Annotated in this window: 20 protein-coding genes; 16 read left to right on the top strand and 4 right to left on the bottom strand. The window is 68.3% G+C overall.

Annotation, left to right across the window (positions count from 1 at the left end):
* Window positions 1–29: 29 nt before the first annotated feature.
* The 3 genes from ASH02_RS17015 (at window position 30) to ASH02_RS17005 (ending at window position 3,610) form a co-directional block, all read left to right on the top strand.
* On the top strand, window positions 30–1,469 hold the full coding sequence (locus ASH02_RS17015; protein ID WP_056684720.1) for a flavin-containing monooxygenase: 1,440 nt from the start codon (window positions 30–32) through the stop codon (window positions 1,467–1,469).
* A 309-nt stretch (window positions 1,470–1,778) separates the two neighbouring features.
* Window positions 1,779–3,239, top strand: coding sequence for a DEAD/DEAH box helicase (locus ASH02_RS17010; protein ID WP_235532618.1), 1,461 nt, complete (start codon window positions 1,779–1,781; stop codon window positions 3,237–3,239).
* Window positions 3,240–3,421: 182 nt separating this feature from the next.
* Window positions 3,422–3,610, top strand: a complete 189-nt coding sequence (locus tag ASH02_RS17005; protein WP_056684726.1) for a CsbD family protein — start codon at window positions 3,422–3,424, stop codon at window positions 3,608–3,610.
* A gap of 69 nt (window positions 3,611–3,679) precedes the next feature.
* On the opposite strand, the gene ASH02_RS17000 is transcribed toward ASH02_RS17005, so the two are convergent.
* Entirely contained in the window at window positions 3,680–4,081 is a 402-nt protein-coding gene (locus tag ASH02_RS17000) for a hypothetical protein (protein ID WP_056684728.1), read from the bottom strand.
* A 66-nt stretch (window positions 4,082–4,147) separates the two neighbouring features.
* Between ASH02_RS17000 and ASH02_RS16995 the strand changes: the two genes are divergently transcribed.
* The 3 genes from ASH02_RS16995 to ASH02_RS16985 all read left to right on the top strand — a co-directional run bounded on the left by ASH02_RS16995 (window position 4,148) and on the right by ASH02_RS16985 (window position 5,427).
* Window positions 4,148–4,819, top strand: coding sequence for a MerR family transcriptional regulator (locus ASH02_RS16995; RefSeq protein WP_082563936.1), 672 nt, complete (start codon window positions 4,148–4,150; stop codon window positions 4,817–4,819).
* A 20-nt stretch (window positions 4,820–4,839) separates the two neighbouring features.
* Window positions 4,840–5,034, top strand: a complete 195-nt coding sequence (locus ASH02_RS16990) for a CsbD family protein (protein ID WP_056684734.1) — start codon at window positions 4,840–4,842, stop codon at window positions 5,032–5,034.
* 78 nt (window positions 5,035–5,112) lie between these two features.
* On the top strand, window positions 5,113–5,427 hold the full coding sequence (locus ASH02_RS16985) for a hypothetical protein (RefSeq protein ID WP_156393688.1): 315 nt from the start codon (window positions 5,113–5,115) through the stop codon (window positions 5,425–5,427).
* A gap of 51 nt (window positions 5,428–5,478) precedes the next feature.
* Here the strand turns inward: ASH02_RS16985 and ASH02_RS16980 are convergent, their stop codons facing one another.
* The gene (locus ASH02_RS16980; RefSeq protein WP_056684740.1) at window positions 5,479–5,826 is read right to left on the bottom strand and encodes a MaoC/PaaZ C-terminal domain-containing protein; all 348 of its coding nucleotides are present in this window, start codon (window positions 5,824–5,826) and stop codon (window positions 5,479–5,481) included.
* A complete protein-coding gene (locus tag ASH02_RS16975) occupies window positions 5,823–6,257 on the bottom strand; it encodes an FAS1-like dehydratase domain-containing protein (RefSeq protein ID WP_082563937.1) in 435 nt (144 codons plus the stop codon). Before ASH02_RS16975 ends, ASH02_RS16980 begins: the two co-directional genes overlap by 4 nt.
* Window positions 6,258–6,369: 112 nt before the next feature.
* On the opposite strand from ASH02_RS16975, the gene ASH02_RS16970 reads away from it, so the two are divergent.
* A complete protein-coding gene (locus ASH02_RS16970; RefSeq protein ID WP_056684745.1) occupies window positions 6,370–7,701 on the top strand; it encodes an MFS transporter in 1,332 nt (443 codons plus the stop codon).
* A gap of 12 nt (window positions 7,702–7,713) precedes the next feature.
* Here the strand turns inward: ASH02_RS16970 and ASH02_RS16965 are convergent, their stop codons facing one another.
* Window positions 7,714–8,379 carry a TetR/AcrR family transcriptional regulator gene (locus ASH02_RS16965; RefSeq protein ID WP_056684749.1) on the bottom strand — a complete coding sequence of 222 codons (666 nt, stop codon included), beginning with the start codon at window positions 8,377–8,379 and terminating at the stop codon, window positions 7,714–7,716.
* A 145-nt stretch (window positions 8,380–8,524) separates the two neighbouring features.
* On the opposite strand from ASH02_RS16965, the gene ASH02_RS16960 reads away from it, so the two are divergent.
* The 9 genes from ASH02_RS16960 to ASH02_RS27095 form a co-directional block, all read left to right on the top strand.
* Window positions 8,525–9,322, top strand: coding sequence for an enoyl-CoA hydratase-related protein (locus tag ASH02_RS16960; RefSeq protein ID WP_056684753.1), 798 nt, complete (start codon window positions 8,525–8,527; stop codon window positions 9,320–9,322).
* A 30-nt stretch (window positions 9,323–9,352) separates the two neighbouring features.
* Window positions 9,353–10,498: an acyl-CoA dehydrogenase family protein gene (locus tag ASH02_RS16955; protein WP_056684756.1), complete on the top strand. Its 1,146-nt coding sequence runs from the start codon at window positions 9,353–9,355 to the stop codon at window positions 10,496–10,498.
* Between the two features lie 29 nt (window positions 10,499–10,527).
* Window positions 10,528–11,268, top strand: a complete 741-nt coding sequence (locus ASH02_RS16950) for an SDR family NAD(P)-dependent oxidoreductase (protein WP_056684759.1) — start codon at window positions 10,528–10,530, stop codon at window positions 11,266–11,268.
* A gap of 14 nt (window positions 11,269–11,282) precedes the next feature.
* Window positions 11,283–12,896 (top strand): AMP-binding protein, encoded by a 1,614-nt coding sequence (locus ASH02_RS16945; protein ID WP_056684763.1) that lies wholly within the window; start codon window positions 11,283–11,285, stop codon window positions 12,894–12,896.
* On the top strand, window positions 12,893–14,092 hold the full coding sequence (gene pcaF / locus ASH02_RS16940) for a 3-oxoadipyl-CoA thiolase (RefSeq protein ID WP_056684766.1): 1,200 nt from the start codon (window positions 12,893–12,895) through the stop codon (window positions 14,090–14,092). The genes ASH02_RS16945 and pcaF overlap by 4 nt, the downstream gene beginning before the upstream one ends.
* Window positions 14,093–14,094: 2 nt before the next feature.
* Window positions 14,095–14,871, top strand: coding sequence for an enoyl-CoA hydratase/isomerase family protein (locus tag ASH02_RS16935; protein WP_056684769.1), 777 nt, complete (start codon window positions 14,095–14,097; stop codon window positions 14,869–14,871).
* Window position 14,872: 1 nt separating this feature from the next.
* On the top strand, window positions 14,873–15,742 hold the full coding sequence (locus tag ASH02_RS16930; RefSeq protein WP_057295122.1) for a 3-hydroxyacyl-CoA dehydrogenase family protein: 870 nt from the start codon (window positions 14,873–14,875) through the stop codon (window positions 15,740–15,742).
* Window position 15,743: 1 nt separating this feature from the next.
* Window positions 15,744–16,895: an acyl-CoA dehydrogenase family protein gene (locus ASH02_RS16925; RefSeq protein WP_056684774.1), complete on the top strand. Its 1,152-nt coding sequence runs from the start codon at window positions 15,744–15,746 to the stop codon at window positions 16,893–16,895.
* 11 nt (window positions 16,896–16,906) lie between these two features.
* Window positions 16,907–17,134: acyl-CoA dehydrogenase family protein (locus ASH02_RS27095; RefSeq protein ID WP_235539063.1), on the top strand; the 228-nt coding region annotated here is incomplete at its 3' end.

Here is a 17,134-nt window from a genome sequence, read left to right as displayed (position 1 = left end):
ATTGAATAACATTCAGTAGCCTCGGTCGGGTGAGCGAACACGTCGACGTCCTCATCATCGGTGCCGGTCTCTCGGGGATCGGCGCCGCCGCCACCCTGGCCACGCGCCAACCCGACAAGACCTACCTCGTCCTCGAGCGGCGGCCGTCCAGCGGTGGCACGTGGGACCTCTTCCGCTACCCGGGCGTGCGGTCCGACTCCGACATGTACACGCTCGGCTACAGGTTCAAGCCGTGGCTCGGCGACAAGGCGCTGGCCGACGGCGCCTCGATCCTCGACTACGTCCGCGAGACCGCGCGGGAGTACGGCGTCGACGAGCGGATCCGCTACGACCAGCACGTCACCTCGGCCGACTGGGACTCCGAGTCGGCGACCTGGCGGGTGGCCGTCGACGAGGGCGACGAGTCGAAGACCTACACCGCGTCATTCCTCTGGTCGTGCACCGGCTACTACAACTACGACGAGGGCTACACGCCCGAGTTCACGGGCCGCGAGCGCTTCCGTGGCGAGATCGTGCACCCGCAGCACTGGCCGGCGGACCTGACGTACGCCGGGAAGAAGGTCGTCGTGATCGGCTCCGGAGCGACCGCGGTGACGCTGGTCCCGGCGATGGCGGACGACGCCGCCAAGATCACCATGCTGCAGCGCTCGCCGACGTACATCCTCTCGCTGCCGGCCCGCGACCCGCTCGCGCTCGGACTGCGCAAGGTGCTGCCCCGGCAGGCGGCGTACAACGTCACCCGGATCAAGAACATCGCCCAGGCCAGTGCGCTCTACAACGTCAGCCAGAAGCAGCCCAGGCTGGTACGCCGACTGATCCGCCGGCTGAACCAGAAGCAGCTGCCCGAGGGCTATCCGGTCGACGTGCACTTCAAGCCGACGTACGGCCCGTGGGACCAGCGCCTGTGCCTGGTGCCGAACGGCGACCTGTTCCGTGCGATCCGCCACGGCAAGGCGGAGGTCGTCACCGACACCATCGACACGTTCACCGAGACCGGCCTGCGTCTGGGCTCGGGTGCGGAGCTCGAGGCCGACATCATCATCACCGCGACCGGCCTCAACCTGCGCCTGTTCGGCGGTGTCGAGGTGACCGTCGACGGCGAGAAGCTCGACGCGCCCTCGACGATGGCCTACCGCGGGCTGATGCTCAGCGACCTGCCCAACTTCGCCTACACGGTCGGCTACACGAACGCGTCGTGGACGCTCAAGGCCGACCTGGTCGCCGAGTTCGTCTGCCGGCTGCTCCAACACATGACCGAGGTCGGCGCGCGCACCGTCGTACCCGTGCGCCAGGCGGGTGTCGGGGAAGAGCCGTTCATGGACTTCGAGGCCGGCTACGTGCTGCGCTCGCTCGACGAGCTGCCCAAGCAGGGCGACGTCGAGCCGTGGAAGCTGAAGCAGAGCTGGTTCCACGACGTCCGCACGATCCGCAGGACCGACCTCGACGACGGGGTCCTGCAGTTCCGCTGACCCTGTGCAGCCGATCAGCCTGAGTCTGATCAACGTTCTGTCTGATCAACGCTGTGTGACTGGTCACTGGATGCCACCAATGGGGCTTGTGTGCCCTATCCTTGTAAATAGCAACCCGTTGAGTCTTGCCTCGGGTCGCCGGCGCGCGGAGCCCTCCAGTGGGATTCGCCTTTCATGCGCTGCCTTCCGAACCTCGGGGTTCGTGACTGTTTGGTGAGACACACCAACGGATAGCGACTACTTCTCTTGTCTACTGCTTCAACTGTGCCCTCTTTCGGCGATCTCGGCGTTTCCGCGAATCTCGTGGCCGTGCTCAACGATCTCGGCATCACCGTCCCCACTCCCATCCAGGCCGCCACGCTTCCTGACTCGCTGGCCGGCCGCGACGTCCTCGGCCGTGGCCGCACCGGCTCCGGCAAGACGTTCGCGTTCGCGCTGCCGCTGGTGGCGCGCCTCGCCGCGTCCAACCGCAAGCCCCGCACCAAGGCGCCCCGCGCGCTGATCCTGGCCCCCACGCGTGAGCTGGTCGGCCAGATCAACGAGTCGCTCAAGCCGCTGGCCAAGGTCTTCGGCCTGTCCACGCAGACCGTCTTCGGTGGTGTCGGCCAGAACCCGCAGGTCCAGGGCCTGCGCAACGGCGTCGACATCGTGCTGGCCTGCCCGGGTCGCCTCGAGGACCTCATCGCCCAGGGGCACTGCACCCTCGGCGACGTCGAGGTCACCATCCTCGACGAGGCCGACCACATGGCCGACCTGGGCTTCCTGCCCGCCGTACGCCGCCTGCTCAAGCAGACGCCGACCAACGGCCAGCGCCTGCTGTTCTCCGCGACGCTCGACAACGCGATCGACACGCTGGTCAAGCAGTTCCTGCACAACCCGAAGACCCACCAGGCCGACTCGGCGCAGTCGCCGGTCTCGCAGATGAGCCACCACGTGCTGCACCTGAACCGCGAACACCGCGTGCCGGTGCTCGCCGACCTGGCCAGTGCCCCCGGCCGCACGGTGATCTTCACCCGCACCAAGCACGGCGCCAAGGCGCTGGCCCGTCAGCTCAACAAGAACGGCATCCCGACGGTCGACCTGCACGGCAACCTCAGCCAGAACGCGCGCACCCGCAACATGGATGCGTTCCACGCCGGCAAGGCCACCACGCTCGTCGCCACCGACGTCGCCGCCCGCGGCATCCACGTCGATGACGTCGCGCTCGTCGTGCACGCGGACCCGCCGGCCGAGCACAAGGCCTACCTGCACCGCTCCGGCCGTACGGCGCGAGCCGGCGCCGAGGGCACGGTCATCACGTTGATGACCGACGACCAGGTCGGCGACGTGCGCGCGCTGACCCGGGCCGCGGGCATCAAGCCGACCACGACCCGCCTCAATGGTGCGGCCCACCCGATCCTCGAGCAGCTCGCCCCCGGTGAGCGCCTGACGCCCGGAGGCCTGGTCATCGAGTCCGGCGGCAACAACATGGGCTCGGCCGGTTCCGGCTCGGGCTCGGGCGGCAAGTCCGGTGGCGGTCGTCCGCGTCGTTCGCGTGGCGGTGCCGCCAAGACCAACGGTGGCGCGCGTTCCGGCGGCAACAGCGGCGGCTCCTCGTCGCGCGGCAGCTCCGCGCGCAGCGGTGGTGCCGGTGCCGGCAAGCCCTCGGGCAACGGCAGCGGCGGCGGCAACCGCAGCCGCTCGCGTGGTCGCAGCGGTGGCGCGTCCGGCGGCGCATCGGCTGGGGGCGGCTCGCACAGCGCGGCCTCCTTCAGCAGCGGTCGCCGCTGACCTCAGACCCTTCACGACGTCCTGCGTCACGGTTGCTTGGTCAACCACGACAACGTCCTGCCGTCACGGTTGCTCGGGCAACCACGACGCAGGACGTTGTTCATTCGGTGTCCCTTGACTCTGAGGGTGACCGTGCTGGACTGGAGTCGACCTACTGACCCAGCGAGAAGGAGCACGACGCCATGAGCTTCATCGACAAGGCCAAGAACGCAGCCGAAGACGCAATCGGCAAGGTGAAGGAAGCCGTCGGAGACGTCACCGGCAACGACAGTCTCGAGGCCGACGGCAAGTCCGACCAGGCCGAGGCCAGCGTCAAGGACGCCGGCGAGAAGGCCAAGGACCTCGGCAACGACCTGAAGGACAAGTTCTGATCCGTTGATCGGACAACGTGTGGGTTCTGACGTACCAGATGAGTCAGAACCCACACGTTCTTGCGTTCTCTAGGCCGTCAACAGGCCGATGCCCAGGCTGAGCAGGCCCGCGGCCAGCACGACGGCGCCGACGACGACCATGGCCATGAAACCGTTGGGCTCGGTGCGTCCCTTGCCCATCGAGGCGAAGAAGAACCCGCCGGGCATCAGCAGTGCCGCGATCGGCACCGCCGCCCGGGAGAGCCAGTCGAAGAAGCCGGTCTGCGTGGTGGCGTCGGCGAGGAGCTGGCAGAGAAGGCCGAGCAGCAGCAGTACGCCGGCATGCGCGTGGCCGGCCCTGGCGAACTTCTCCTGGAACGGCGTCGCCGGCACCTTGCCGCGCACGATCGCCAGCATGTAGGCGCCGCCGGTCTCGACGGTGACCAGCGAGAGCAGCAGGATGCCGGCAAGGATGCGGGATTCGTCGGACATGGCGACCTCTCCTCGTTTGGATACTGGACTATCCAATAGTTGGATAGGTGGCTGTCCAATGTCAAGATGTTTGCCATGTGGATGTCCGAGCTCTCCGAGCGCAGCGGCGTGCCAGTGCCGACCGTGAAGTTCTACCTGCGCGAGAAGCTGCTGCCTCCGGGCGTGGCCACCGGCGCCACCCGAGCGGTGTACGACGAACGCCACGTCGAGCGACTCCGCCTGATCCGTGCCCTGGTCGACGTGGCGGGGATGGGCCTCGATCGGGTGCGTGCGGTGATCGACGCCGTCGACGACACCAAGGCCGACCTGCACGACGTACTTGCCAGTGCGCACGAGGAGCTGTCGCCGGTCCCGAGCCGCCAGCCGAGCGAGGAGTCGCGCGAGCTCGTGGCGCGGATGATCAAGTCCCGGCGCTGGAAGGTCACCAATGGTGGAAGGCATGCCGAGGCCCTGGCCGCTGCTCTCGACGCGCTCGATGCCGCCGGCCAGGGGCTGGACGCGGAGGCGCTGGCGGCCTATGCGGACGCGGCCGCCGACGTCGCGAAGAACGAGATCGCCGGCATGTCCGACGTCAGTCGCGAGGGCGCGGCGACGTACGCCGTGATCGGCACTGTGCTCGCCGAGCCCGTCCTGCTGACCCTGCGGCGTCTGGCGCACGAGGACCTCTCGGCGCGGCGCTTCGCCCGCATGCCGCGCACGTCTCTGGGTACCGCGCCAGTGACCGGGAAGAGACGCTGACCACTGAGAAGGAGCATCAGATGAGCCTCGCGGACAAGGCCAAGAACGCAATGCAGGATGCCAAGGGCAAGGTGAAGGAATCCACCGGCAAGGCCAAGGGCGATGAAGAGCTCGAGGCCGAGGGCAAGGGTGACCAGGCCGAGGCGAGTTTCAAGAACGCCGGAGAGAAGGCAAAGGACGCGATCGACGACGTGAAGGACGGCTTCAAGTCCTGACCTTGGTCAGTCCGTCGTGCTCGCGTTGGCCGAGGAACGCGCGCTGCGCTCTCGTGGATTGCGGTGCGCGCTGCGACCGTGAGCCGACGCGTCGACTACGACCACCCCGCTCCCTACGACCACGACCCGACGGCGCCATCGGCCCAGACCGGTGTCCACAACTCCGCCCTACTGGGCCGCTACCAACACCGGGTGAAGACCCACGCCCAGTTCACCGTGCGAGAACCCAGGCCAGGCACCCATGTCTGGCGCTCACCCCACAAGGCCCACCGACTCGTCGACCCCACTGGAACCCACCCCGTCCACGAGGCGCTCGGTGACGCCCTCGTGGACGGCACACACCTCGAACAGCGCTTCGCCGTGTCGATCGCCGAACACACCAACCGCGTGTGACCCGCGGCTGGGTCCGCCGTCCCACGACGGGTGCGACAGGTCCGGCCTGACTCAGACGTGCAGGGTTGCCCGGCCCACCACGGTCACGGTGCCGTCGGCGAGCTCCCCGCGCAGGCACACTGAGGTCTCGTCGACGCGCTCGAGCGTGAAGACCGGCTCGGCGCCCAGCGGAGTCACCGCCGTGAAACGCACCGTCAGGCCGGCGAGTCGTGCCTGCGGAAACGCCGAGGTGACCAGACGTCCGAGCCAGGCCATCGACAGCATGCCGTGCGCGAACACGTCGGGCTGACCTGCTGCCCGGGCAGCCTCCGGGTCCAGGTGCACGGGATTGCCATCACCGGAGGCGGCGGCGAACGCCGCGAGCGTCTCCCGGGTGATGGTGGGAGCTTCGAGCCTCACGAAGCCACCTCCGGGCACAGGAGGAGGGTCACGAGTCGAGCGACCGGGCGCCCTCCGCGCGAGACCTCGGTCGTGCGAGCGATCCGTTGGAACCTGGCACGCTGCTCGACCTGACTGCACGTCGAGGAGAGGGTGACCGTGTCTCCCGCGTACACCATCTCGGCGTAGTCGAAGGACTGCTCGCCGTGCAGCGCTCGGGCCATGTCGAAGCCCCTCTCAGTGGCCCACCCGAACGCATTACCGGTCCGTAGCGCGAGACCGAAGAGGTAGGTCGGCGGCACCAGGAGGTCGGGATGTCCGCCGGCTCGAGCGGATCGGACGGAGTGATACATCGGTCGCGTTTCCCCAATGCTGGTTGAGAAATCTCGAACTCCATCACGTGTGATCCGGACCGAGGCGACTTCCGGTGCGGGGTCGGTCTGCGTGCCCATCGGTGACTCCCTGAAGTGAGGCGGTGTCGGCGTCTCGTTGACACCCCATCAGAAATGAACTTAGGTTCACTCGCTATGAACTGAGATTCATCTCACACATCTGGAGAGACCCATGTCCGATTCACAGCAGGAACTCGGCGCGGCGCAGATGCGCCGAGTCGCCTTCGCCAGCCTCTCGGGAACCACGATCGAGTGGTACGACTTCTACATCTACGGCACGGCCGCAGCACTGGTCTTCCCCACGCTCTTCTTTCCCGGCCTCGGCTCCGCGGCGGCGCTGATCGCGTCGTTCGCCACCTTCGGTGTCGCGTTCGTCGCGCGGCCGCTGGGTGCCGTGGTGTTCGGGCACTACGGCGACCGTATCGGTCGGAAGCGAACCCTCGTGGTCAGCTTGCTGCTGATGGGCATCGCCACGCTCGTCGTCGGCGTCCTGCCGACCGCCGGAACGATCGGGGTGGCTGCGCCGGTCATCCTGGTCCTGATGCGCCTGGCCCAAGGCCTCGCCGTCGGGGGTGAGTGGGCCGGTGCCGCCCTCCTCACGGCGGAGAATGCTCCCGCCGCCAAGCGGGGCCACTACGGCATGTACCCCCAGCTCGGCCCGGGCATCGCCCTGGTCCTCTCCAGTGCGACGTACCTGGCAGCCGCACTGTTCCTGACCGACGGTCAGTTCATGGCCTGGGGGTGGCGTATCCCGTTCCTGGTGAGCATCGCACTGATTGCGGTGGGCCTCTGGATCAGGCTGACCATCGAGGAGACGACGTCGTTCAAGAAGGTCCGCAGCAGCGACGCCGTGGTCCGGCTGCCGTTCGCTGACGTCTTCCGTCACCAGTGGCGCGAGGTGCTCCTGGTCGCCGGTGCCCTGACGATCCTCTTCGCGTCCTTCTACCTGGGCGTCAGCTACCTGACCAGCTACGCGTCGACCGAGCTCGGTCTCGAGCGCACCGCGGTGCTGACGAGCAACATCGTTGCCGGTGTGGTCTTCGCGGTCACCACGATCGTCGCCGCCAAGCTGTCCGACCGGGTGGGACGCAAGACACTCGTGATTGCCGGGAACGTCTTCGCCACCGGCTGGGCACTGGTCGTCTTCCGGATCCTGGACGGCTCCGGCGCGGTCAGCTTCACTGCGGCGCTCAGCCTCACCATGGTGGGTGTCGGCCTGATCTACGGCCCTGTCGGCTCCTACGTGCCGGAGCTGTTCGCCACCCGCTACCGCTACACGGGGGCCGGCGTGGCCTACAGCCTGGCCGGCATCCTGGGCGGGTCCATCCCGCCGGTCATTGCCGCCAGCCTGGCTGCACGTTTCGGCACGCCGTCCATCGGCATCTACCTGGCCGCCATGGGCCTGCTCAGCATCGCTTGCGTGGCTCGCCTGAGTGACACTCGGGCCAAGGTGCTGGATGGTTCGGGTGCGACCGCGAGCGGAGTGCCGGCCGTGGTGGCATGACCGACGTCGGGTTCAGGCGCCGGCGTTGCCGAGCAGGGCGGCGTACTTGCGGCGCTGGCGTGGCGGGATGAGTGCCCGCAGGGCGATCGCGGTCTGCATGGTGGCGAACTCCTCGACGGTGTAGCGCCGCTCGTAGTACCAGTGCTTGAGGGCCCAGGAGTGCGTCAGCAGCAGCACGTTGTAGGTCTCGAGGTCGACGTCGATGACTTCGAAGGCGCCGCTCTTCTGGCCGGCCCGCAGGGCTTCGCGGAGTGGCTCCATCGTGGAGAGCTCGAGCTCCATGATGCGGTGGCGTCCCTCCGGGCTGAGCTGCTTGGTCGCGCGGTAGGTCAGGACGACGGCGTAGCGCTGGTCGTCGATGACCTCGCAGAGCGCGCGCACCCCTGCGGCCAGGCGATGGACCGGATCCTCGCCGGCTTCGTCCATCGCCTTGGGGACCTCGGTGCCGAATGCGTCCAGGACGTTGAGGATCACGGCCAGCAGCAGCTCGTCCTTGCCGCCGAAGTAGCGGTAGATCAGCCCGACGCTCACCCCGGCCTCGGTGGCGAGGGACTGCATCGACACCGACTCAGGACCGTCGCGGTCCATCAGGCGTGCTGCCGCCTCGAGCAGCTGCGCGCTGCGCTGCTCGGCACGGGCCTGGCGTGCCGCCTCGGCGGGATCGGTGTCGATCGACATGCGGTCTCCTGGGGCTTCGAAAATGAACTGCCATTCACTTTATCGCATGGATCCCCTTGACACGGTCCATGAAATGAATCTAGATTCATTCGCAGTGAACCAAGATTCATTTCCCCGCAGCCACTCGATCCGAAAGGTCGCCGACATGACGAACTTCGAAGACATCACCTACGTCGTTGAGGACACCGCGGCGATCGTCACGATCAACCGCCCCCACCGCTACAACGCGTTCCGCGCCCAGACCGTGGAGGAACTGCTCAAGGCCTTCCAGCTGGCGTGGGCCGACACGCAGGTGCAGTCGGTGATCCTCACCGGTGCCGGCGAGAAGGCCTTCTGCACCGGCGGAGACGTGAAGCAGCGTGCCGAGACCGGTGACTACGGCCCGAGCGAGTCCGGCCGCTTCATGATCGGCGACCTGCACAAGGCGATCCGCGACATCCCCAAGCCCGTCATCGCCGCGGTCAACGGCATCGCGGTCGGTGGGGGACACGTGCTCCACGTGCTGGCAGACCTGACCATTGCCGCCGACACCGCGAAGTTCGGCCAGGCCGGCCCGCGGGTCGGCTCCTTCGACGCCGGCTACGGCTCGGCCTTCCTGGCCAGGGTCGTGGGCGAGAAGCGGGCCCGCGAGATCTGGTACCTCACCCGGCAGTACGACGCGAAGACGGCCGAGGACTGGGGCCTGGTCAACTGGGTCGTCCCCGCCGGTGACCTGATGAACGAGGCGAAGAAGGTCGCCGCCGACATCGGTAGGCAGAGCCCCACCGCGATCCGTTTCCTCAAGCAGTCGTTCAACGCCGACACCGACCACCAGGGCGGTCTGTCCAACCTGGCCATGTCGGCGCTCGACCTCTTCGTCGCCGCGCCCGAGGGCCTCGAGGGCGCCGCAGCCTTCTCCGAGAAGCGCGCTCCCGAGTTCGCCAAGCACGCCAACTGGCACTGATTCCGCGACTCGAGGCAAGGAGAGACGGTCATGGACTACTCACTCGACGAGGAGCAGGACGCCTTCCGTACGGAGGTGCGCCGGTTCGCGGAGAAGGTGCTCGCCCCGCACTACCAGAGCGACGACAAGGCGGCTGAGTTCCGTCGCCAGCTCGCGCTCGACATGGCAGGGCTCGGGCTGACCGGACTCCGCATTCCCGAGGAGTACGGCGGGCAGGCGGCCACCGCCGTGATCGCCGGACTGGCGGCTGAAGAAGTGGGTCGCGCCGACTTCAACGCGACGTACGTCATCATCAACACCGCCCTGATCAGCGACGTGATCGTCCGGAATGCGACGGACGAGCAGAAGGCGGCCTGGCTGCCCGGCATCGCCGACGGCACCACCGTGCCGTGCATCTGCATCACCGAGCCGGGCCACGGCACCGATGCGGCCAGCCTGGAGCTGAAGGCGGTGCCCGACGGCGACGGCTGGAAGCTCCAGGGGGAGAAGACCTCCATCACCCTGGGCATGGCGGCCGACCGCGCCGTGGTGCTCGCCCGCACCGGTGGTCCCGGGGCCAGGGGCGTCAGCGCCTTCTGGGTCGACCTCGGCCACGAGAGCGTCGGCCGGGCCGCGTTCGACGACCTCGGCAGCCGCGCCATCGGCCGCGCGTCGTTGCACTTCGACGGTACGCCGGTCACCCGCGCCGACCTGATCGGCAACGAGGGCGACGGCTTCGTCTCGGTGATGCAGGGCTTCGACTACTCCCGGGCGATCATCGGCCTGGCCTGCCTCGGCGCTGCCCAGGCCTCCCTCGACGAGGCCACCCAGTGGGCGCGTGATCGCGAAGCGTTCGGGCAGCCGATCGGCAAGTTCCAGGGGGTGGCGTTCCCACTCGCGGAGCACGCGACGTACATCACCGGCGCCCGACACGTCTGCCTCGAGGCGCTCTGGAAGAAGGACAACGACCTCGAGCACTCGGCCGAGGCCGCGATGGCGAAGTTCTGGGCGCCGAAGCTGTCGGTCGACGTGATCCACCAGTGCCTGCTCACGCTCGGGCACCTGGGCTACTCGACCGAGAGCCCGGTCGGCCAGCGGCTGCGCGACGTGATCGGCCTCGAGATCGGCGACGGCACCGCCCAGGTGTCGAAGCTGGTCATCTCCCGCGACCTGCTCGGCCGCGCCTACGCGCCCTGACCACCGACACCAGACCAAGGAGTTCAACCATGGGAAAGCTCGACAAGAAGATCGCGATCGTGACCGGCGCCGGGCAAGGCATCGGCAAGGCCATCGCGGAGAAGCTCGCGGCCGAGGGTGCCACCGTGGTGGTGACCGACATCAACGAGGCCACCGCCAAGGAGACCGCCGACAGCCTGGGCAACGACTCCGTCGGTATCCGCACCGACGTGACCTCCCCGGAGTCGGTCGACGTCATGGTCGACCAGGTGAGGAACCAGTTCGGCCGCATCGACGTCCTCGTCAACAACGCCGGCTGGGACAAGGGTGAGGCGTTCGTCGACTCCGAGCGTGAGACCTGGGACCGCATCATCCAGATCAACCTCTACGGAGTGCTCAACACCTCCAAGGCGGTGCTGCCGATCATGGCCGAGCAGGGCTTCGGCTCCGTGGTCAACCTCGGCTCCGACGCCGGTCGGGTGGGTTCCTCGGGCGAGGCGGTCTACTCGGCCGCGAAGGGTGGCGTCATCGCGTTCACCAAGGCCTCGGCCCGCGAGATGGCGCGCAGCCAGGTCAACGTCAACTGCGTGTGCCCCGGCCCCACCGACACCGCACTGTTCGCCTCCATGGGCGGCGACAAGCTGCGCGAGGCGCTCACCAGGGCGATCCCGTTCAAGCGCCTCGGGCAGCCCTCGGACCTCGCCAACGTCGTCGCCTTCCTCGCCTCCGACGAAGCCAACTTCGTCACCGGCCAGACCGTCAGCGTCAGCGGCGGTCTCACCATGAGCTGACCGGAGAACCCGCCATGAGCTTCGAGACGATCCTGACCTCCGAGATGGTCGCCGACCACACCGGCAAGGGCTACTGGCTCGACCGCACCATCACCGACTACCTCGACGACTGGGCCGGCCGTACGCCGGACAAGGTGGCCTTCGTGGACCCCCGACGGTCGGTGACCTACGCCGGGCTGAAGGACGAGGTCGACCGGGCCGCGCTCCGGCTGCTCGACCTGGGGGTGCAGCCCGGCGACGTGGTGTCCTTCCAGCTGCCCAACTGGATCGAGTGGGTCGTCGTGCACTACGCCGCCACCCGGATCGGCGCGATCAGCAACCCGCTGATCCCGATCTACCGGCAGCGCGAGGTCGGCTTCATGGTGGGTCTCGCCGAGTCGAAGGTGATCGTCGTTCCGCAGGAGTTCCGTGGGTTCGACTACCCGGCGATGGTCGAGGAGCTGCGTGGAGGCTGGCCGGCGCTGGAGCACGTGCTGGTCGTCGACGGTGACGGTGAGGACTCCTGGAACAGCTTCCTCCACCGTCGGACTGACCGCGAGGCGACCGAGCTCGCAACGATGCGCCCCGACCCCAACGACGTCACCCTGCTGATCTTCACCTCCGGCACGACCGGTGAGCCCAAGGGCGTGATGCACACCCACAACACCGTGGTCGCCGCCAACGACGCGCTGCCGGAGCGGCTCGGGATCACCAGCGACACCGTCTTCCACATGGCCTCGACACTGGCCCACCTGACCGGGTTCCTGTACGGCGCCCGGCTCAACGTGCAGAACGGTGCGACCGCGGTCCTCCAGGACGTGTGGGACGCGCATCGCTTCGTCGAGCTGGTGGCCGAGCACGGCATCAGCTACACGTCGGCAGCCACTCCGTTCCTGCACGACACCCTCCAGGCCGACAACCTGGCCGATCACGACCTCTCGTCGCTCACCCGATTCTGTTGCATGGGGGCCCCGATTCCGCGGGCCATCGTGCGCGAGGCCAAGGAGCAGCTGCCGGACATGGTGGTGCTCGGTGGCTGGGGCCAGTCCGAGAACGGCCTGGTCACGCTCGGCATCCCCGGTGACCCGGAGGACAAGATCATCGAGCGCGACGGCTTTCCGTGGCCCGGCATGGAGATCCGCACCGTGGATCCGGAAGGCAGGACGGTGCCCGCGGGGGAGGAGGGTCGACTGCAGGTGCGCGGCCCGTTCCTCTTCGTCGGCTACGCGAAGCGTCTCGAGATGACCCGGGACCTCTTCGAGGACGGCTGGTTCGACACCGGTGACCTCGCCAGGATCGACGAGGAGGGCTACGTCAGCCTCTCCGGCCGCACCAAGGACGTGATCATCCGCGGTGGTGAGAACATCCCGGTCTCCTACATCGAGAACGTGCTCTACGAGAGCCCCAAGCTCGAGATGGTCGCGTTGGTCGCCGTACCCGACCCGCGCCTGCAGGAGCGGGCCTGCGCCTGCGTGATCCTCAAGGACGGCGTCGACGACTTCACCTTCGAGGAGATGCAGCAGTTCCTCGCGGGCAAGGGCGTGGCCAAGCAGTACTGGCCCGAGTACCTGCGTGTGCTCGCCGACTTCCCCAAGACGCCCAGCGGCAAGATCCAGAAGTTCCAGCTCAGGGACCAGGTGAAGGTATGACCGAGGCATTCCTGGTGGCCGGGGTCCGCACCCCGATCGGACGGTACGGCGGCGCACTGGCCGGCGTACGCCCCGACGACCTGGCCGCCCACGTGATCCGGGAACTGGCAGCATCCCTGCCCTCCGTGGACTGGGCGAACGTCGACGACGTGATCCTGGGCTGCGCCAACCAGGCCGGCGAGGACAACCGCAACGTGGCTCGGATGGCCGCCCTGCTCGCCGACCTCCCGGTCGAGGTCCCCGGCACCACGATGAACCGACTGTGCGGGTCCGGTCTCGACACCGTGGCCACCGCGGCCCGCAGCATCCGTGCCGGCGACGCCGACCTGGTGATCGCCGGGGGAGTGGAGAGCATGACCCGGGCGCCGTTCGTGCTGCCCAAGGCGGGATCCGCCTGGTCGCGCGCGACCGAGGTGCACGACACCACGATCGGGTGGCGCTTCGTGAACCCGCGCATGCACGAGCAGTACGGCACCGACTCGATGCCGGCGACCGCCCAGATCGTCGCCGACGAGCACGGCATCTCCCGCGAGGACCAGGATGCCTTCGCCCTGCGCTCGCAGGAGCGCGCGGCGAAGGCGATCGTGAACGGGCGCCTGGCCCGCGAGATCGTTGCGGTCACCGTCCCGCAGCGGCGCGGCGACGACGTGGTGGTCTCCGTCGACGAGCACCCGCGCCAGACCTCGTTGGAGAAGCTCGCAGCGCTTCGGCCGATCGTGGCCGGAGGCAGTGTGACTGCGGGCAATGCGTCGGGGGTCAACGACGGCGCCGCGGCCGTGCTGGTCGCTTCGGCCGCAGCGGTCGAGCGCTACGGGTTGACCCCGCTGGCCCGCGTCACCGCCGGTGCGTCTGCCGGCGTACCCCCGCGGACCATGGGTGTCGGACCGGTGCCCGCGACCCGCAAGCTGCTCGACCGACAGGGCCTGGCGGTCACCGAGCTCGACGTGATCGAGCTGAACGAGGCGTTCGCGTCGCAGGCGCTGGCCGTGCTGCGCGGACTCGACCTGCCCGACGACGCCGACCACGTGAACCCCAACGGGGGCGCCATCGCCCTGGGCCACCCACTGGGGGCAAGCGGCGCACGGCTGGCGTTGACCGCGGCCCTGGAACTGTCCGACCGGGGTGCCCGCCGGGCGCTGGCGACCATGTGTGTCGGCGTCGGCCAAGGCATCTCCGTGCTCTTCGAAGGAGTCTGACGATGGACTACGACACCCTGCTCGTGGACGTCACCGACGCGGTGGCGTTCGTGACCATCAACCGCCCCGACGTGCGCAACGCGGTCAGCCGCGAGGTGCAGGACGACGTCCGAGCCTTCCTCGCCCGGGCCCGCACTGACGAGAAGATCGGCGCGGTCGTCTTCACCGGTGCGGGGGAGAAGGCGTTCGTCGCGGGTGCCGACATCTCCCAGCTTGCCGACTACACACTGCACACCGGGCTGGCCTCCGAGATGCAGAGGCTGTACGACGAGGTCGAGGCGTTCGAGAAGCCGACCGTCGCGGCGGTCAACGGGTTCGCCCTCGGAGGCGGCTGCGAGCTGGCGATGGCCTGCGACATCCGCATTGCCTCCGACAACGCCCGCTTCGGCCTGCCCGAGACCAACCTCTCCGTGCTCCCCGGAGCCGGCGGGACGCAGCGGCTGGCCCGCCTGATCGGCACCGGGCGCGCCATCGAGATGATCCTGACCGGTCGGATGATGCCGGCCGACGAGGCGCTGGCAGCCGGGCTGGTCACCAGTGTCGTGCCGCGTGGTGACCTGCTGACGAAGGCCGCCGAGGTGGCCGGCCAGATCCTGGCCAAGGGCCCGCTCGCCGTCCGGCTGGCCAAGCTCGTCGTGCGGACCGGCATGGACGCCGACCAGCACACCGGCCTGGTGGTCGAGCGGCTGGCCCAGGCGCTGCTCTACACCTCCGACGACAAGCGGGAGGGCACCGAGGCGTTCCTCGCCAAGCGCCGTCCCGCGTTCACCGGGAGCTGACATGGAGATCCAGAAGATCTTGGTCGTCGGCTCGGGTGCGATGGGCTCGCAGATCGCCATGGTCTGTGCGCTGGCCGGCCTCGAGGTGGCGGTGCAGGACCTGGCCGAGGCCTCGCTGGAGAAGGCGCAGTCCGAGCTGCGTGCCCGGGTCGACCGCAATGTCGCCAAGGGCCGACTCTCCGCCGAGGAGCGTGACGCGGCGTTCGCCCGGTTGACGTTCGACACGGACCTGGCGCCCGCCGCGGAGGGCGTCGACTTCGTCATCGAGGCCGCCGTGGAGAAGCTCGACGTGAAGCGCGAGCTGTTCGCCGAGCTCGACCGGCTCACCCCTGAGCACGCGATCCTGGCCACCAACTCGTCGTCGTTCGTGCCCTCCAGGATCGCCGATGCCACCGGCCGCCCCGACCGGGTGGTGAACATGCACTTCTTCAACCCTGCCCTGGTGATGAGGTGCGTCGAGGTGGTGCGAAGTCCGCAGACCTCCGACGCCACGGTCGATGCGACCGTCGCGTTGACCGAGCGGATCGGCAAGCTCCCCGTCGTACTCGACAAGGAGATCCCCGGGTTCATCGCCAACCGCCTGCTGGGTGCCGTGCGCGACGAGGCGATCCGGCTGCTCGAGGGCGGCTACGCGTCGGTCGAGGCGATCGACACCGCTGCCCGCACCGCGTTGGGCTACCCGATGGGTCCGTTCGAGTTGATGGACCTGACCGGCATCGACATCGGCTACTACACCAAGCAGGGCCGTTTCGAGGAGACCGGCGACCCCGCCGACGCCCCCTCGCGCAGCGTCACCGAGAAGGTGGAGGCGGGCGAGCTCGGTCGCAAGACCGGCAAGGGCTGGTACGACTACACAGAAGGAGACCACTGAGATGGACCTGACCCTGACCGAGGACCAGCTCGGCTTCCAGAAGCTGGCCCGGGAGTTCCTCGACAACGAGGTCGTGCCGCATCGTGCGGAGTGGGATCGTCGCGAGTCCGTCGACACCGCGATCATCCCGAAGCTCGGGGAGATCGGCTTCTTCGGGCTGACCATCCCCGAGGAGTACGGCGGCCTCGGCGGCGACTACATCACCTACTGCATCGGCATGGAGGAGCTCGGGCGGGCCGACTCCTCGGTGCGCGGCATCGTGTCGGTCTCGATGGGCCTCTTCGGCAAGATCGTGCTGGAGCATGGCACCGAGGAGCAGAAGCAGGAATGGCTTCCCGGCATCGCGAACGGGACCAAGCTCGGCTGCTTCGGACTCACCGAGCCCGACACCGGTTCGGATGCCGGCAACCTGAAGACGCGCGCCGTCCGGGACGGCGGCGACTACCTGATCACGGGCAACAAGATCTTCATCACCAACGGCACCTGGGCTGACGTGTGCATCGTCTTCGCCCGCACCGGCGAGCCCGGCCCGAAGGGCGTCTCGGCGTTCCTGGTGCCCACCGACGCTCCCGGCTTCACCCGCACCGAGATCCACGGCAAGCTCGGCCTGCGTGGCCAGGCCACCGCCGAGCTGAGCTTCGACAAGGTCCGGGTGCCGGCCAGCGCGATGGTCGGAGCCGAGGGTGAGGGCTTCAAGCTCGCGATGAAGTCCCTCGACAAGGGCCGGGTCTCCGTCGGCGCCGGCTGCACGGGGATCATCCAGGGCTGCCTGGAGGCCGTGGTCTCCTACAGCCAGGAGCGCAAGCAGTTCGGTCGTCCGCTCGCGTCGTTCCAGATGATCCAGGACATGATCGCCGAGATCTCCATCGACGCCGATGCGGCGCGACTGCTCACCTGGCGGGCCGCGGACATGATCGAGCGCGGCATCCCGTTCGCGACCGAGGCGTCAAAGGCCAAGTACTTCGCCTCCGAGGCGGCCGTGAAGGCCGCCAACCTCGCCATCCAGGCCTTCGGTGGCTACGGGTACGTCGACGAGTACCCGGTGCAGAAGTACATGCGCGATGCGCGGGTCATGACGCTCTACGAAGGCACCTCCCAGATCCAGAAACTCCTCATCGGGCGCGCCGAGACCGGCATCAGCGCCTTCCTCTGAAAGGACTCCTCATGGTCACCTCACCGCAGAGCCCGTTGGGCTTCGTCAACACCGACTCCCTCCTGTCGGAGGAGGATGTCGCGATCCGCGACACGGTGCGCAAGTACGTCGAGTCGAAGGTGAAGCCGCAGCTGGCTGGTTGGTACGAGTCGGCGTCGATCCCGGCCCGTGAGCTGGCCAAGGAGCTCGGGTCGTTGGGTGTGTTGGGCATGCATCTGGAGGGTTATGGGTGTGCGGGC

This window comes from Nocardioides sp. Soil796, from assembly GCF_001429525.1.
Taxonomy (GTDB): Bacteria; Actinomycetota; Actinomycetes; order Propionibacteriales; family Nocardioidaceae; genus Nocardioides.
The sequence above is the reverse complement of the archived record's forward strand: the minus strand, read 5'-3'. Positions and strand labels throughout refer to the sequence as shown.

Bases quoted from the DNA above. Each gene is read 5' to 3' on its own strand.
- ASH02_RS16990 (WP_056684734.1), top strand. From the start codon at position 4,840: ATGAGCCTCGCGGACAAGGCCAAGAACGCAATGCAGGATGCCAAGGGC.
- ASH02_RS16925 (WP_056684774.1), top strand. From the start codon at position 15,744: ATGGACCTGACCCTGACCGAGGACCAGCTCGGCTTCCAGAAGCTGGCC.
- ASH02_RS16975 (WP_082563937.1), bottom strand. From the start codon at position 6,257: ATGGGCACGCAGACCGACCCCGCACCGGAAGTCGCCTCGGTCCGGATC.
- ASH02_RS16965 (WP_056684749.1), bottom strand. From the start codon at position 8,379: ATGTCGATCGACACCGATCCCGCCGAGGCGGCACGCCAGGCCCGTGCC.
- pcaF (WP_056684766.1), top strand. From the start codon at position 12,893: ATGACCGAGGCATTCCTGGTGGCCGGGGTCCGCACCCCGATCGGACGG.
- ASH02_RS16970 (WP_056684745.1), top strand. From the start codon at position 6,370: ATGTCCGATTCACAGCAGGAACTCGGCGCGGCGCAGATGCGCCGAGTC.
- ASH02_RS17000 (WP_056684728.1), bottom strand. From the start codon at position 4,081: ATGTCCGACGAATCCCGCATCCTTGCCGGCATCCTGCTGCTCTCGCTG.
- ASH02_RS16960 (WP_056684753.1), top strand. From the start codon at position 8,525: ATGACGAACTTCGAAGACATCACCTACGTCGTTGAGGACACCGCGGCG.
- ASH02_RS16950 (WP_056684759.1), top strand. From the start codon at position 10,528: ATGGGAAAGCTCGACAAGAAGATCGCGATCGTGACCGGCGCCGGGCAA.
- ASH02_RS16930 (WP_057295122.1), top strand. From the start codon at position 14,873: ATGGAGATCCAGAAGATCTTGGTCGTCGGCTCGGGTGCGATGGGCTCG.
- ASH02_RS16955 (WP_056684756.1), top strand. From the start codon at position 9,353: ATGGACTACTCACTCGACGAGGAGCAGGACGCCTTCCGTACGGAGGTG.
- ASH02_RS16935 (WP_056684769.1), top strand. From the start codon at position 14,095: ATGGACTACGACACCCTGCTCGTGGACGTCACCGACGCGGTGGCGTTC.
- ASH02_RS16945 (WP_056684763.1), top strand. From the start codon at position 11,283: ATGAGCTTCGAGACGATCCTGACCTCCGAGATGGTCGCCGACCACACC.
- ASH02_RS16995 (WP_082563936.1), top strand. From the start codon at position 4,148: ATGTTTGCCATGTGGATGTCCGAGCTCTCCGAGCGCAGCGGCGTGCCA.
- ASH02_RS17005 (WP_056684726.1), top strand. From the start codon at position 3,422: ATGAGCTTCATCGACAAGGCCAAGAACGCAGCCGAAGACGCAATCGGC.